Source organism: Micromonospora sp. CA-259024, from assembly GCF_050936255.1.
Taxonomy (GTDB): domain Bacteria; phylum Actinomycetota; class Actinomycetes; order Mycobacteriales; family Micromonosporaceae; genus Micromonospora.
The window spans coordinates 1,018,078-1,032,980 of record NZ_JBNJND010000001.1; the positions used below are offsets into that span (position 1 = coordinate 1,018,078).

At 70.2% G+C, this 14,903-nt stretch carries 13 protein-coding genes; 12 read left to right on the forward strand and 1 reads right to left on the reverse strand.

Going from position 1 to position 14,903, the window contains the following annotated elements; translation table 11 throughout:
* Window positions 1-13: 13 nt before the first annotated feature.
* The 12 genes from ACQEUX_RS04125 to ACQEUX_RS04180 all read left to right on the forward strand — a co-directional run bounded on the left by ACQEUX_RS04125 (window position 14) and on the right by ACQEUX_RS04180 (window position 14,105).
* Window positions 14-1,063: a sugar ABC transporter substrate-binding protein gene (locus tag ACQEUX_RS04125; RefSeq protein ID WP_433041302.1), complete on the forward strand. Its 1,050-nt coding sequence runs from the start codon at window positions 14-16 to the stop codon at window positions 1,061-1,063.
* Window positions 1,063-2,151 (forward strand): mandelate racemase/muconate lactonizing enzyme family protein, encoded by a 1,089-nt coding sequence (locus ACQEUX_RS04130; RefSeq protein WP_433041305.1) that lies wholly within the window; start codon window positions 1,063-1,065, stop codon window positions 2,149-2,151. Before ACQEUX_RS04125 ends, ACQEUX_RS04130 begins: the two co-directional genes overlap by 1 nt.
* On the forward strand, window positions 2,148-3,212 hold the full coding sequence (locus tag ACQEUX_RS04135; RefSeq protein WP_433041308.1) for an ABC transporter permease: 1,065 nt from the start codon (window positions 2,148-2,150) through the stop codon (window positions 3,210-3,212). Before ACQEUX_RS04130 ends, ACQEUX_RS04135 begins: the two co-directional genes overlap by 4 nt.
* Entirely contained in the window at window positions 3,209-4,159 is a 951-nt protein-coding gene (locus ACQEUX_RS04140; RefSeq protein ID WP_433041311.1) for an ABC transporter permease, read from the forward strand. Before ACQEUX_RS04135 ends, ACQEUX_RS04140 begins: the two co-directional genes overlap by 4 nt.
* Window positions 4,156-5,688: a sugar ABC transporter ATP-binding protein gene (locus ACQEUX_RS04145; protein WP_433041314.1), complete on the forward strand. Its 1,533-nt coding sequence runs from the start codon at window positions 4,156-4,158 to the stop codon at window positions 5,686-5,688. The genes ACQEUX_RS04140 and ACQEUX_RS04145 overlap by 4 nt, the downstream gene beginning before the upstream one ends.
* The gene (locus tag ACQEUX_RS04150) at window positions 5,685-6,662 is read left to right on the forward strand and encodes an aldo/keto reductase (protein WP_433041317.1); all 978 of its coding nucleotides are present in this window, start codon (window positions 5,685-5,687) and stop codon (window positions 6,660-6,662) included. Before ACQEUX_RS04145 ends, ACQEUX_RS04150 begins: the two co-directional genes overlap by 4 nt.
* Entirely contained in the window at window positions 6,659-7,501 is an 843-nt protein-coding gene (locus tag ACQEUX_RS04155; protein ID WP_433041320.1) for an amidohydrolase family protein, read from the forward strand. The genes ACQEUX_RS04150 and ACQEUX_RS04155 overlap by 4 nt, the downstream gene beginning before the upstream one ends.
* Window positions 7,498-8,337, forward strand: a complete 840-nt coding sequence (locus ACQEUX_RS04160; protein ID WP_433041323.1) for a fumarylacetoacetate hydrolase family protein — start codon at window positions 7,498-7,500, stop codon at window positions 8,335-8,337. The genes ACQEUX_RS04155 and ACQEUX_RS04160 overlap by 4 nt, the downstream gene beginning before the upstream one ends.
* Window positions 8,337-9,641, forward strand: coding sequence for an enolase C-terminal domain-like protein (locus ACQEUX_RS04165; RefSeq protein WP_433041326.1), 1,305 nt, complete (start codon window positions 8,337-8,339; stop codon window positions 9,639-9,641). The genes ACQEUX_RS04160 and ACQEUX_RS04165 overlap by 1 nt, the downstream gene beginning before the upstream one ends.
* A 72-nt stretch (window positions 9,642-9,713) precedes the next feature.
* Window positions 9,714-10,469 (forward strand): SDR family NAD(P)-dependent oxidoreductase, encoded by a 756-nt coding sequence (locus ACQEUX_RS04170; protein WP_433041329.1) that lies wholly within the window; start codon window positions 9,714-9,716, stop codon window positions 10,467-10,469.
* 146 nt (window positions 10,470-10,615) lie between these two features.
* Complete coding sequence (locus tag ACQEUX_RS04175) at window positions 10,616-13,045, forward strand: PQQ-dependent sugar dehydrogenase (protein WP_433041332.1); 2,430 nt, start codon at window positions 10,616-10,618, stop codon at window positions 13,043-13,045.
* A 151-nt stretch (window positions 13,046-13,196) separates the two neighbouring features.
* Complete coding sequence (locus tag ACQEUX_RS04180; protein WP_433041335.1) at window positions 13,197-14,105, forward strand: hypothetical protein; 909 nt, start codon at window positions 13,197-13,199, stop codon at window positions 14,103-14,105.
* 28 nt (window positions 14,106-14,133) lie between these two features.
* Here ACQEUX_RS04180 and ACQEUX_RS04185 read toward each other — a convergent pair whose 3' ends face one another.
* Window positions 14,134-14,841, reverse strand: a complete 708-nt coding sequence (locus ACQEUX_RS04185; protein WP_433041338.1) for an SDR family NAD(P)-dependent oxidoreductase — start codon at window positions 14,839-14,841, stop codon at window positions 14,134-14,136.
* Window positions 14,842-14,903: the final 62 nt, after the last annotated feature.

Sequence of the window (14,903 nt, forward strand, 5' to 3'; positions counted from 1 at the left end):
CGAGGAGTCGTTCATGCCGCGCAGCACGCTGTCCCGGATCGGCTCGGGCCTCGCCGTCCTGGCCCTCGCCACGACCACCGTGGCCTGCACGAAGAAGAGCGCCGCCACCGACACCGAAGCCGGCGGTCGGGAACCGGCGCAGGTCAAGATCGCGCTCGTGCCCGGCGGCTCACACCCGTACTTCCAGCCCTGGAAGGACGCCGGGACCAAGGCGAAGTCGGAGCTCGCCCTCGGCGACGTCACCTTCAACGAGACCGCAGGCTGGGACCAGACCAAACAGAACGACGTGCTCAAGTCCCTGGCCGCACAGGGCTACAACGCCTTCGGGGTCTTCGGCGTCTCGCCGGACAACATCAACTCCACCTTCGAGGACCTCAAGCGGCAGGGCTTCCCCGTCGCCTCCCTGGCCTCCTGCCCGGCTGGGGACAACAAGGCCGACTTCTGCCTCTCCACCGACGTGGAGGTCGCCGCGTACAAGGGCGCCAAGGCCGCCATCGACGCGATGGGCGGTCAGGGCAACCTGGTACACCTGACCGGAAACAAGGTCGACTCCAACACCCAGCGCCGGATCAAGGGCGTGGAGAAGGCGGTCGCCGAGACCGGCGGCAAGGTGGTGCTGATCCAGAGCGTCACCGACATCGACAAGGACCTGCAGAGCGCACAGAAGGCCGTGGCCGACCTGCTGGCCGCCAAGGGCCGTCAGATCCAGGCGATCGTGAACACCGCCTACAACCCGGCGGTCGCCTCCGCCGAGGGCGTACGCCAGTCGAAGCTCCCGATCAAGGTCATCGCCATCGATGACGACCCTGCGGTCCTCGACGGAATCCGTGCCGGTTCGGTGGCCGCGACCGTCCTGCAGAACCCGGTCGGTCAGGCCCGTGTCGGCTCGTACGCCCTGACGAAGCTCGCTGGCGGCTGCACGATGACCGAACCCGGCGTGACGATCGACTCCGGTTCGTTCGTGGTGACCAAGGACAACCTGGAGGGCTACGAGGCCGACCGTACCGCGACCACCGACGAGCTGAAGAAGAAGTTCGACGGCGGCCTCCTCGCGTGCAACTGATGTCGACGATCACGAAGGCTGAGGCGTACCTCGTCGACATTCCCGTTGAGACCGTCCGCACCGACGCGGTGCAGGCGTTCCTCAAGCAGGAGACGGTCTTCGTCGAGGTGTGGACGGTCGACGGTGGGCACGGCACGGGGTACTCGTACACGATCGGGACCGGGGGCACCGCGGTGCTCGCGCTGCTGCGCGACTACCTGCTGCCACACCTGGTGGGCCGCGACGCCACCCGGGTGGAGGCGATCTGGCGGGACCTGCACGCCGCCACCCGCGCCACCACGGTCGGTGCCATCACCTCGCTCGCTCTCGCCGCGGTCGACACGGCACTGTGGGATCTGCGCGCCCACGCCGCCGGCCTGCCCCTGTGGGTGCTCGCGGGTGGCGCGAAGGAGCGGATCCCGCTGTACGACACGGAGGGCGGCTGGCTGCACCTCAGTGAGGACGAGCTGGTCGCCGGGGCGAAGGCGTCCCAGGCGGCCGGCTGGCCCGGCGTCAAGCTCAAGGTGGGCAAGCCGAACCCGGCCGAGGACGCCGCACGGATCGGCGCGGTCCGGGCGGCCCTCGGCGACGGCTTCGACGTGATGGTCGACGCCAACCAGTCACTGACCGCCGCCGAGGCGATCAGCCGAGCCCGGCTGCTCGAACCGCACCAGCTCGCCTGGTTCGAGGAGCCGTTGCCGGCCGACGACATCACCGGGCACGAGCTGCTCGCCCGCGCGACCAGCATCCCGGTCGCCGTGGGGGAGTCGATGTACTCGATCGGCCAGTTCGCCGAGTACCTGCGCCGCCAGGCCGCCGGCATCGTCCAGGTCGACGTCGCGCGGATCGGCGGCATCACCCCGTGGCTCAAGGTCGCCCACCTGGCCGAGGCCTGCAACGTGGTGGTCTGCCCGCACTTCCTCATGGAACTGCACGTGAGCCTCTGCGCGGCCGTACCGAACAGCCGCTACGTCGAACACATCCCGCAACTGCGCGCGATCACCCGAACCGAGATCGCGATCGTCGACGGTCATGCGCTCGCCCCGGGCGAGCCTGGCCTCGGCATCGACTGGGATCGCGACGCGATCGAGGACAGGAGGGTGGCGTGAAGACGGAAACCGCGCCGGAGGCGCCTCCGGCCGCCGACCCCAGACCCCCGGTCAGGACCCTGCCGGTCTGGGCGAACCCCCGACTCGGCCTGCTCATCGTCATCGCCGTGCTGGTCGTTCTCTTCTCGTCCCTGACCCCCGCGTTCCTCGACACCCGTCTGACGCTCGCGCCGCTCCAGGCTGACATCAGCGTGTACGTCGTGGTCGGTCTGGCCCAGCTCGCGGTGCTCTCGCTCGGGCACATGAACATGGCCGTCGGCCGGATGGCGGCGCTGTCCACCTTCGCGATGGGCCTGGCCTACGACCGGCTCGGCGTACCCCTGCTGGTCGGGCTGCTCGTGGGTCTCGCCGTCGGGGCGGGCATCGGTGCGCTCGCCGGCCTGCTCATCGCCAAGACCGGCGTGAACTCCTTCGTGGTGACCCTCGCGCTCGACTTCGGGCTGCTGGGTCTGGTCACGATCCTCTACACGTGGGCGACCGGTGGGGTGTCGTTCGCGGGGCAGCCGGCCGGGCTGTCCGCCCTGCGCTTCGACACCTTCGCCGACTACTGCATGGGGGAGGTCTGTGGCCCCCGGATCCCGTTGGTCGTGCCGATCGCCGCGGCCGCGGCACTCGGCGTCGGTCTGCTGTTCCGGCATGCCCGGCTGGGCCGGGAGATCCTGATGACCGGTTCCAACACGGTCGCCGCCAAGCTTTCCGGCATCCCCACGCACCGCCGGGTCATTGCCGCGCACGCGTTGAGCGGGCTGCTCGCCGCGCTGGCCGGTTTCCTGCTCGCCGCCAACAACGGCGCATTCTCCGCCACCATCGGTGAGTCGTTCCTGCTGCCGTCGTTCCTGGCCCCGGTGCTCGGCGGCACACTGCTCGCCGGCGGCGCGGTCAGCGTTCTCGGCACCGCACTCGGCGCAACCCTCACCCAGGTCATCTACAAGGGCCTCAACCTGCTGCAGTTCTCCCTGGAGGAGCTGAAGCTTTACATCGGACTGGTCCTGCTCGCGGCGCTGTCGCTGGACCGGCTCCGGGCTGTGATCGCCGAGCGGAGGGCGGTGTCGACGTCATGAGGAGCGTGATCCGGACCAACGAGTTCACCCTCGCGGTGATCGCGGCCCTCGGGTTCGCGGCGCTCGCGGTCGCCACCGACTTCAACCTGCTCACCGCCGGCACCCTGGACGCGTTCCTGCGCTTCCTCGCCCTGCCGATCGTCATCGGTCTGGCCCAGATGGTGGTGCTCGCCGTCGGTCAGATGAACCTGTCGGTGGGCGTGCTCACCGGGTTCTGCGCGGTGGCCTCGGGCTGGCTGATGATCGACGCTGGGCTGCCCGCCCCGGTCGCGGTGCTCGCCGCGCTGGCCCTCGGCGCCGTCGTCGGACTGGTCAACGGTCTGCTGGTGATCTTCACCCGAATAAACGGGTTCATCGTCACCCTCGCCACCATGACGATTCTGGAAGGGCTGCGGTACGGGGTGAACGGCACCGGCACCTACCAGGGTTACTCGCCGGGCCTGCGGGAGCTGGGGCAGGCGTCCCTGGCCGGCGTGCCCGTGGTGTTCCTGCTCGCGGTCGCGATCGCGGTCGCGACGGCACTCTTCTTCCGTCGTACCGTGCCCGGGCGGCACCTGCTCGCCTCCGGCGGCAACCCGTTCGCCGCGCGGCTGTCGGGCATCTCCAACGACCGGGCACTCGTGCTGGCCCACACCCTGTCCGGACTGCTGGCCGGGTTCGCCGCCGTGATCGTCGTGGCCGCCTTCGGCTCGGTGAACGCCTCGATCGGTGACGACCTGCTGCTGCCCAGCTTCGCCGCGCCGATCATCGGTGGGGTCGCCCTGGCCGGCGGCATGATCAGCGTGACCGGCACGGTGCTCGCGGCATTCCTGGTGCGGCTGGTCGACGTGAGCCAGTCGCAGTTCGACATCAACCGGCGGTGGGTGGACCTCATCATCGGCGCGGTCGTCCTCGGCGCGGTACTGCTCGGTCAGTTCCGCGACAAGCTCTCCGGAGGTACGCGATGAGCGTCGTGCTGTCCGCGGAGAGACTGGTCAAGACGTTCCCCGGGGTGCGTGCCCTGGACGAGGCGACGCTGACCCTGACCGCCGGCAGCGTGCACGCGCTGCTCGGGGAGAACGGCGCGGGCAAGAGCACCCTGATCAAGATCCTCACCGGCGTCTGCCGGCCGGACGGTGGGCAACTGCGGCTGCCCGGGCCGGACGGCCAGCCACGCACGGTGCAGCTCGGCAACCCGCAGGACGCCCAGCGGGCCGGCATCGGTGTGGTGCACCAGGAGCGCAACCTGATCCCGGCGTTCACCGTCGCGGAGAACATCTGCCTGCAACACCTGCCCCGGCGCGCCGGCCTGCTCGACCGCGCGGCGCTGCGCGTCGAGGCACGTCGTTGCCTCGACCTGCTCGACCTCGACCTGGACCCCGACCTGCCGGTGTCGCGGCTGTCGGTGGCCCAGATGCAGCTGGTCGAGATCGCCAAGGCGCTGTCGGCCGACTCGACCGTGCTGTTGCTCGACGAGCCGACCGCGTCGCTGACCAACGACGAGGCCGACCGGCTCTACGGGATCGTGCGTCGACTGTCGGAGCGGGGTCACGCCACCGTGCTGGTCAGTCACAAGCTGGAAGAGGTCTTCGCGGTCGCGGACACGGTGACCGTGCTGCGTGACGGGCGCAGTGTCGCCGAGGGGGAGTCCCTCGCCGACCACAGCCGCGAGCAGATCGTCGACCTGATGGTCGGGCGGGCGTACCAGCAGGTGCACCTCGCCGCGCGCACCGTCGCCGGGGACACCGAACCGGCGTTGGCGCTCGATCGCGTCGCGACCACCGCAGGCCACCACGATGTCAGCCTCGCCGTCCGTCCCGGTGAGATCGTCGGCCTGTACGGGCTGGTCGGCGCCGGCCGCAGTGAACTGGCCAAGGCGCTGCTCGGCCTCGACCGGATCACCGCCGGTGAGGTGCGGGTGCACGGGCGCCCGGCCCGGATCCGGGACGTGGGCGACGCCCTGCACCGGTACCGGATCGGGTACGTCACCGAGAACCGCAAGGAGGAGGGCCTCTTCCTCGACCAGAACGTCGCCCGCAACACCGCGGTGACGGTGTGGCGCCGGCTCGCCCGACTGGGGCTGGTCCGAGACCGGGCGGAGCGGGCGCTGGTCGACGAGTACACCGAACGGCTGGGCATCCGACTCGCCTCACCCGACCAGCTCGCCGGTCAGCTCTCCGGCGGCAACCAGCAGAAGGTCAGCCTGGCCAAGTGGCTGGCCGCCGACTGCGACGTCCTGATCATCGACGAACCCACCGTCGGCATCGACGTCCGCACCAAGGCGGCCTTCCACGAGCTGATCGCCGGCCTCGCCGCGCGGGGCATGGCCATCCTGCTGATCTCGTCGGACCTGCCGGAGATGGTCACCCTCGCCGACCGGATCGCGGTGATGCGGGAGTTCGCCATCGTCGGCGAACTGGACAACGACCACGACTATGACCGGATGAGCCAGTCGGTGATCCGGTTCATCCACGACGGGCAGGGGGTTGTCGCGTGAAGGCCACCGACCAGGTGACCCTGGGGCGTACCGACGTGGCGGTGACCCGGCTCGGGCTCGGGCTCGCCCCGATCGGTGGAATGTTCGACGCCGTCGGTGACGAGGTCGCCCACGCCACCGTCGAGGCGGGCTGGGATCTGGGACTGCGTTACTTCGACACCGCCCCCCTCTATGGCTGCGGCCTCTCCGAGCGGCGGGCCGGGGCGGTGCTCGCCGGCAAGCCGCGCGACGCGTTCACCCTGTCCACCAAGGTGGGTCGGCTGCTCGTCCCCGGCGGTGGTGACCGGCAGGAGTTCTGGGCCGAGCCGACCGATCTCGCGCCGCGGTTCGACTTCTCCGCCGCCGGGGTGCGGCGTTCCCACACAGAGAGCCTGGTCCGGTTGGGGTTGGACCGGATCGACATCGCCCATATCCACGACCCGGACGATCACCTCGCCGAGGCGGTCACCGGGGCGTACCCGGCGTTGGCGCAGCTGCGGGAGGCCGGCGAGATCGGCGCGGTCGGCGCCGGGATGAACCAGGCCCCGGCGCTTGTCGAGTTGGCCCACGCCGGCGACTTCGACTGCTTCATGCTCGCCGGCCGATACACCCTGCTCGACCAGTCCGGCCTCGACGAACTGCTGCCGCTGTGCCAGCAGAAGGGGATCTCGGTCCTCGCTGCCGGGGTCTACAACTCGGGCCTGCTGGCCGACCCGACGCCGGGTGCCCCCTACGACTACGCCCCGGCCGGCCGGGACCTGCTCGAACGGGCCGCGGCGATCCGCGCGGTGTGTGAGCGGCACGGCGTGCCGCTGCGGGCCGCGGCGATCCAGTTCCCACTCGGCCACCCGGCGGTCGCCAGCGTGGTCATCGGCGCCCGCGACCCGGAACAGATCGCCGACAACGTGGCGATGTTCGAGTGGGACGTTCCCGGTGCGCTGTGGGCCGACCTCAAGGCCGAGGGCCTGTTACCGAGGGAGGTGCCGACGCCATGATCATCGATGCGCACCACCACCTGTGGGCCGCTGACTACCCCTGGCTCGCCGCACCCGGCCTGGAGCCGATCCGGCGCGACTACACCATCGCGGATCTCGTACCCCGGCTCGACGAGGCCGGGGTGACGGCGACCGTGCTGGTCGAGGCGGGCCGCTGCGACGCCGAGGAGACCGGGGAGTTCCTGGCCCACGCCGCCACCACGCCCCGGATCGCCGGCGTGGTCGGCTGGGCGTCGCTCACCGACCCGGCCATCTCCGCCACCCTCGCCGGCTACCGCGACCTGCCGGGCGCGACGAAGCTGGTCGGCATCCGCGACCAGGTGCAGTCCGTCACCGACCCCGGGCATCTGGCCCGCCCCGAGGTGCGTGCCGCCCTCGCGGCGATCGGGGCCGCCGGCCTCACCTTCGACCTGGTCGTCCATGTCGGACAGCTGGTCAGTTGTGCCGAGGCGGCACGGGCCACGCCGGGCACCACCTTCGTCCTCGACCATCTGGGCAAGCCGCGGATCGCCGCCGACGGCCTCGTCGAGTGGCGCACGGCGGTACGCGACCTGGCCGGCTGCGACAACGTCGTCGCGAAGCTCTCCGGGCTGCTCACCGAAGCTGGCCCCGGGTGGCGGGTGGCCGACATTCGGCCGTACGTCGACACCGCGCTGGAGTTGTTCGGCCCGCACCGGCTGATGGCCGGCTCGGACTGGCCCGTCTGCGACCTCGTCGCCTCGTACGCCGAGGCGTGGACGGCACTCGACGCCTGCCTGGGCGAGCTGTCGCCCACCGAACGAGCAGCAGTCCTGGCCGGCACCGCAATTCGCACCTATGCACTGGAGGTTGGTTCGTGAGATTCATGCGCGTCGGGCCCGTGGGGCAGGAACGTCCCGTGCTGTACGTCGACGGACGGCACTTCGACCTCTCGTCGCTCACCGCCGACATCGACGGGGAGTTCCTCACCGGCGACGGCATCCAGCGGGCCCGCGAAGCCACCGACCTGCCCGAGATCGACGTCACCGGTCAGCGGGTCGGCGCGCCGATCGCCCGCCCCGGGGTGGTCCTCTGCGTCGGGCAGAACTACGCCGCGCACGCCACCGAGTCCGGCGCCGAGCCACCGACCGAGCCGATCATCTTCTACAAGGCGCCCAACACCGTCGTCGGCCCCTACGACGACGTCCTGATCCCGCGCGGATCGACGAAGACCGACTGGGAGGTGGAGCTGGCGGTGGTGATCGGCCGGCAGGCCCGCTACCTCGCCTCACCGGCCGACGCCCTCGGGCACATCGCCGGGTACGTGCTGTCCAACGACGTCTCCGAGCGAGACTTCCAACTCGCCGTCTCCGGCGGCCAGTGGTCGAAGGGCAAGTCCTGCGAGACGTTCCAACCACTCGGCCCGTGGCTGGTCACCGCCGACGAGGTCGGCGACGCCCAGGCGCTACGGCTGCGGTCCTGGGTCAACGGCGAGCGCCGGCAGGACTCCAGCACGAAGGACATGATCTTCGACGTGGCGTACCTGGTCTGGCACCTGTCGCAGTACACCGTCCTGGACCCGGGGGACGTCATCAACACCGGCACCCCGCAGGGGGTGGCGCTCTCCGGTCGGTTCCCGTACCTGGGCGTCGGCGACGTGATGGAGGTCGAGATCGACGGCCTCGGGCGGCAGCGCAACACGCTCAGGAGCGCCTGATGGCCGTGGTCACCTCCGTCGACACGTACGACGTTCGATTTCCCACCTCGCGTCACCTCGACGGTTCCGACGCGATGAATCCCGACCCGGACTACTCCGCCGCGTACCTGGTGCTGCGAACCGACGACGGCCCGGACGGGCACGGTTTCACCTTCACCATCGGCCGGGGCAACGACGTCTGCCGGGCCGCGATCGAAGCGCTCGTGCCGTACGTGGTCGGCCTCGACCCGGACGCCGTCGACCTCGGTGCGTTCGCCCGCTCGCTCACCCACGACTCACAGCTGCGCTGGCTCGGCCCCGAGAAGGGCGTGATGCACCTGGCCGCCGCAGCGGTGATCAACGCGATGTGGGACCTGGTCGCCAAGAGAGCGGGCAAACCGGTCTGGCGGTACCTGGCCGACCTCAGCCCCGAGCAGATCGTCGATCTGGTCGACTGGCGGTACCTCACCGACGCCCTCACCCCCGACGAAGCGCTGGAGATCCTGCGCGCGGCCGAGCCGGGTCGGGTCGACCGCATCGCCCGGCTGACCGAGCGGGGCTACCCCGCGTACACCACGTCGCCCGGCTGGCTCGGCTACCCCGACGACACGGTGGTGCGGCTGGCCAAGCAGGCGGTGGCCGACGGGTTCACCCAGATCAAGCTGAAGGTGGGTGCAGAGGCCGCCGACGACGTGCGCCGCATGAAGATCGCCCGCGCGGCGGTCGGCCCGGACATCCGGATCGCGGTCGACGCCAACCAACGCTGGGACGTCGCCGAGGCGGTCGCCCGGATGCGGGAGCTGGCGCCGTACGACCCGTGGTGGATCGAGGAGCCGACCAGCCCCGACGACGTGCTCGCCCACGCGGCGATCCGTTCCGCCCTCGCGACCAGCGCACCCGACGGCGGGCCGATCCGGGTCGCCACCGGCGAGCACGTGGCGAACCGGGTGGTGTTCAAACAGTTGTTGCAGGCTGGCGCGGTCGACGTCGTGCAGATCGACGCGTGCCGGGTGGGCGGCGTGAACGAGAACGTCGCCATCCTGCTGCTCGCCGCGAAGTACGGCGTGCCGGTCTGCCCGCACGCCGGGGGAGTCGGCCTCTGCGAACTGGTCCAGCACCTGTCCATGTTCGATGTCGTGGCGGTGTCCGGCTCCACGCGGAACCGGGTCGTCGAATATGTCGACCACCTGCACGAGCACTTCGTCGATCCGGTGGTGATCCGGGACGGGCACTACGTCGCGCCCACCGCTCCCGGGTTCTCCGCCGAGATGCGTCCCGAGAGCCTCGCCACGTACGCGTACCCCGACGGGCCGGCATGGGGCTGACCGGCCTGGACGCGCTCGACCGCACGGCCGTCCCGACGGCGGTGCGTCACCTACTCGGAAAGGGAGAGAAGCATGCGGTGTGACGGCCTCGTGGCGGTGGTGACCGGGGGCGGCTCGGGAATCGGCGACGCCTGCGTACGGGCGTTCGTGGCCGCCGGTGCCCGGGTGGGCGTGCTGGACCTGGATGTGTCGGGCCTGCCCGGAGATCCTCACGTGCACGGGGTCCGGGCCGACGTGGCCGACCGGTCCTCCCTCAGCAGGGCCGTCGCCTCGGTCGCGGAGGCGTTCGGCGGGATCGACATCCTGGTCAACAACGCCGGCATCTCCGCCGTCGGCACGGTCGAGGACAACGACGACGAGCAGTGGAGCAGGGTGCTCGACGTCAACGTGACCGGCGTGGCCCGAACGAGCGCCGTCGCCCTGCCGTACCTGCGCCGGTCGTCGTCCGCGGCGATCGTCAATGTCTCCTCGATCGCGGCGGGCGTCGGCCTGCCTCGACGCGCCCTGTACTCGGCGTCGAAGGGGGCCGTGCACGCCCTCACCCTCGCCATGGCCGCCGACCTGGTGGGGGAGGGGATCCGGGTCAACTGTGTCGCCCCCGGTACGGTGGACACGCCCTGGGTGGCCCGCCTGCTCGCCGGCGCGACCGATCCGGTGGCGGAGAAACGGCAGCTCGCCGCCCGCCAGCCCACCGGGCGTCTGGTGACCGCCGACGAGGTGGCCGCCGCCGTCGTCTACCTCGCGTCGCCCACGACCAGTTCGGTGACCGGGTCGTCTCTCGCAGTGGATGGCGGCATGTCCGGCCTGCGACTGCCCGCCCAGCGCTGATCCGCCGACAGCGGTGGCGCGGCACCGTGGCGACTCCGCACGACTTCGAACCTGATTGGTGCGACGACTCCATTGACACCACGGCCTCAGGTGCGGTGGTATCCGGACATCGAAGTTTGTAAACTTTGTTATCTGTTGGAGGTGGCATGTTCACGCACCGAACAGGCAGAAGGGCTCTCGCGGCTCTCGCGGCGGGGCTGCTCGTCACGGCCGTGGTCTACGCCGGGCCGGCGACCGCCGCACCCGTGCGTTACGAGGCCGAGACCGCAAGGATCGTGCAGGGCGTGGTGGAGTCGAACCACGCCAACTTCTCCGGCACCGGCTTCGTGAACACCGACCCCGTCGTCGGCAGCTACGTCGAGTGGACCGTGAACTCCGCGACCGCCGGTACGGCCACGGTCGGCATCCGCTTCGCGAACGGATTGGCCGCCGGTCGCCCCGCGGATGTCGCGGTGAACGGATCCGTCGTCGCCCCGGCGCTCGTGTTCGAAAGCACGGGCGCCTGGGCCACCTGGGCCACCAAGAACGTGACGGCAACGGTCAACGCGGGCAGCAACACGATCCGGGTCACCGGCACCACGAGCGGGGGCGGCCCCAACCTGGACTACGTCGACTTCGAGTCGCCGCAGGCCTTCACCGACTACCAGGCCGAGAACGCGGTCGTCTCGCAGGGTGTGGTCGAGTCGAACTGGGCCGGCTTCACCGGCACGGGCTTCGTGAACGGTGACAACGTCGTGGGTTCCTCCGTCGAGTTCACCGTGCAGGCCAGTACGACCGGCCTGCACACGGTCACCTTCCGTCATGCGCACGGGTCGGGCGTCAACCGTCCGATGGACATCTCCGTCAACGGCACCGTGGTCGCTCCGGCGGTTGCCTTCCCAGCGACTCCCACCTGGGACACCTGGGCCGACGTGAGCCTCACGCTCAGCCTCACCGCCGGGGCCAACACCATCCGGGCGACGGCGACGACCGCCAACGGCGGGCCGAACCTCGATCGACTGCGCGTAACCCGTCCCAGCGACATCGAACCGCCCACCCCGCCGAGCAATCTGCGCGTCGTCGGCCAGGTACGCCCCTACGCCGTGGATCTCGCCTGGAACGCGTCGACGGACAACGTCGGCGTTGCGCAGTACAAGGTGTACAACGGGGGCAACGTCATCAAGACCGCCGGCGGCAACATCACCGCGGTCACGGTCGACCTGCAGCCCAACACCGCGTACGTGCTGAGCGTGCTCGCGTACGACGCCAGCGGCAACCCGTCGCAGGGCAGCAACAACCTCACCATCACCACCCCGCCCAGCGACGACCTCCAGGCGCCGACCACACCGGCCAACCTGCGCGCCGCCAGCGTCAGCGGCACGAGCGTGAGCCTGGCCTGGAACGCCAGCACCGACAACATCGGTGTGACCGGCTACAACGTGTACCGCGACGGCGTCAAGTTCGCCACGGTGCCGGACCTGACCGCCACCGCCGACGCCCTGACACCGAACACGACCTACCTCTTCACCGTCGAGGCCTTCGACGCCAACAACAACATCTCGCCGCGTAGTCCGGGCCTCTCGGTGCGGACCACCAGCACGGCGACCGGTGGCGATCCGATCTTCGACCGGAACGTCAACACTCAACTGGACCTTCCGTGGGGGGTCACGTTCCTGCCCGACAACACGGCCCTGGTGGCCGAGCGGGACCGGTTCGAGATCGTTCGCGTGACGTTGAGTGGGCAGAAGACCGTGGTCGGGAAGATCACCGAGGCGGTCACCACCAGCGGTGAGGGTGGCCTGTTGGGGCTGGCCGCTTCGCCGAACTTCGCGACCGACCACTACGTGTACGCCATGCACACCGCGGCTTCCGACAACCGGGTGGTGCGGTTCAAGTTCGAGAACGGCACGATCGGCCCCCGGGAACCGCTGGTCACCGGCATCGCCAAGAACACCTTCCACAACGGCGGCAGGATCAAGTTCGGGCCTGACGGGTTCCTCTACATCGCCACGGGCGACGGGCAGGACGCCAACCGGGCGCAGAACCTGAGCTCGCTCAACGGCAAGATCCTCCGTGTCACGGCAACCGGCGCGGCGGCCCCCGGCAACCCCTTCGGCACGCGCGTCTACAGCTACGGCCACCGCAACCCCCAGGGTCTGGCGTGGGACTCGCAGGGGCGCCTCTGGTCGTCGGAGTTCGGCAACAACGTCTGGGACGAGCTGAACCTCATTCAGCCAGGCCAGAACTACGGCTGGCCGACCTGTGAGGGCTCCTGCAGCGTCTCCGGCATGACCAACCCGGTCCGCCAGTGGGACACCGCGTCGGCGTCTCCCAGCGGCCTGGAGATCGTGAACGACTGGATCTACATGGCGGCTGTGCGCGGCGGTCGGCTGTGGGTCATGAAGATCACGGGAAGTACCACCGACGCGCCGCGTGCCTTCTTCAACGGCACCTGGGGACGTCTGCGTACCGTCGTCAAATCCCCCGACGGCGGGCTCTGGCTCACCTCCACGAACAACGACAGGTCCGGCGGAACGCCGAACGTGCTCGACAACACCATCGTCCGGCTCAGGTTCGCCGCCCCACCGCCCCGCTGACCGCCCCCGTACCCCGGCAGCGCGCCGCCCAGCACGATCGGTGTTGCGGCGGCCCGCTGCCGGGGCAGCGGGTTGGCGGGAGATCGCCGAGATGACGTACGGCGCGGTCAGGCTCGCGTTGCCCACCTGGGCGCGTGACATGATTGCGCCCATGGGGAAACAGCAGGACGTCGGCGTGCCCGACCGTCACAGCGGGTCCGACACCACCGCCCACCGTCCGATCGGTGGCAGCGCTGACGCACGGCTCGCCCTCGCACAGGACCCCGCAACGCCACAGATGACCCTTATCGACCTGGCGTCCGATCCGTCGGCCGTGGTCCGCAAGGCGGTCGCGGCCCGGGCCGACGCACCCGCGCAGGCACTGCGACCGCTGACCCGCGACCATGATCGTCAGGTCCGGGAGGCCGTGGCGAGAAACCCCTCGACCTCGATCGCCAACCTGCTGCGTCTCGTCAAGGACGCCGACCGGTGGATCCGCTGGGCGGTCGCCGGCAACCCCGCCTGTGACGAGTCGATCCGCCGGGTGATGGCAGAGGCATCGGACAAGGAGCTTCGCGGTCTCCTCGCGGAGAGCCGGGAGCTGGAGCCCGAGCTGGCCGCCAAGCTGACCGACGACGTCTCACCCGAGGTACGGGAACGACTCGCCACCCACACCCACGACCCCGACGTGATCACCGCCCTGTTGGCCGATCGCACCGCACGCGTACGCAAGGGGGTCGCCCGTAACCCGCGGACCACCGCCGAGCAGCGCAGTGCGCTCGCCGCGGACCCGGTGGTCGACGTCCGTGCCGCGCTGGTCCGTGCCGTCGAGCTGGACGAGGCGGATCTGGAGCGCCTGGTCGACGACCGTTCGGTGCAGGTCCGACTGGCGATGGCGACATCCGAGGTCATTCCGCCGCACATCCGGCAGGCACTCGCTCGCGACTCCGACGAGATGGTGGCCGCTGCCGCCCGGGACTTCCGGCCGGGGTCTGGCAGCTCCTCGGCGGTGCGGGCTCCCCGCATCGCCCACCGGCCCTCCGCTGCCAGCACAGGTCGACCGGGCGGCACCTCGCGGTAGAGCGGAACGCCACGGTGCTGGACCGGCATCACCAGGGGATCGGGCCGTTGCGGTCGAAGTAGCCCCCGGTCGGGCCGTCCGGGCCGATCTTCGCCATCCGGACGATGATCTCGGCGCCCTGCTCGACGGTCTGCGCGCCGGTGTTGCCGTTCAGGTCGGTCTTGGTGAACCCCGGCTCCACGGAGTTGACCCGGAAGTTTGGGAACGCCTTCGCGTACTGCACGGTGATCATGTTGACCGCCAGCTTCGACGCCGGGTAGTCCAGACCCGGGAATAGGTACGCCGGCTGGCTCGGGTCCGTTATGTGGTGCAGCGACGCCAAGCCGCTGCTGACGTTGACGATGACCGGAGTGGCGGATTTCTGGAGCAGTGGCAGGAACGCGTGGGTGACGCGCACCACGCCGAAGACGTTCGTCTCGAACACCTTCCGCATCCCCTCGGCGGTGAGCTCCGCAGTCGTCACCACGCTGTTGTCCGGCTTACGCATCTCGATTCCGGCGTTGTTGATCAGCACGTCCAGACCTCCAGCGGCCGCGACAGACTCCGCGGCTGCGGCCACCGAGGCATCATCGGTGACATCGATGGGTACGAAGCGCGCGCCCAGTTGGTCAGCTGCCTGGCGACCGCGTACGGCGTCGCGTGCGCCGGCGTAGACCGTGTCACCGGCTGCCAGGAGCCGACGGGTGGTCTCGTACCCAAGGCCCTTGTTGGCACCGGTGATCAGAACTGTCGCCATGGAGTCGTCCCTACCGTGAGTCGCGTCGTGCCGTTTGAGGCTAGTGCGGCAGGAAATGTGGT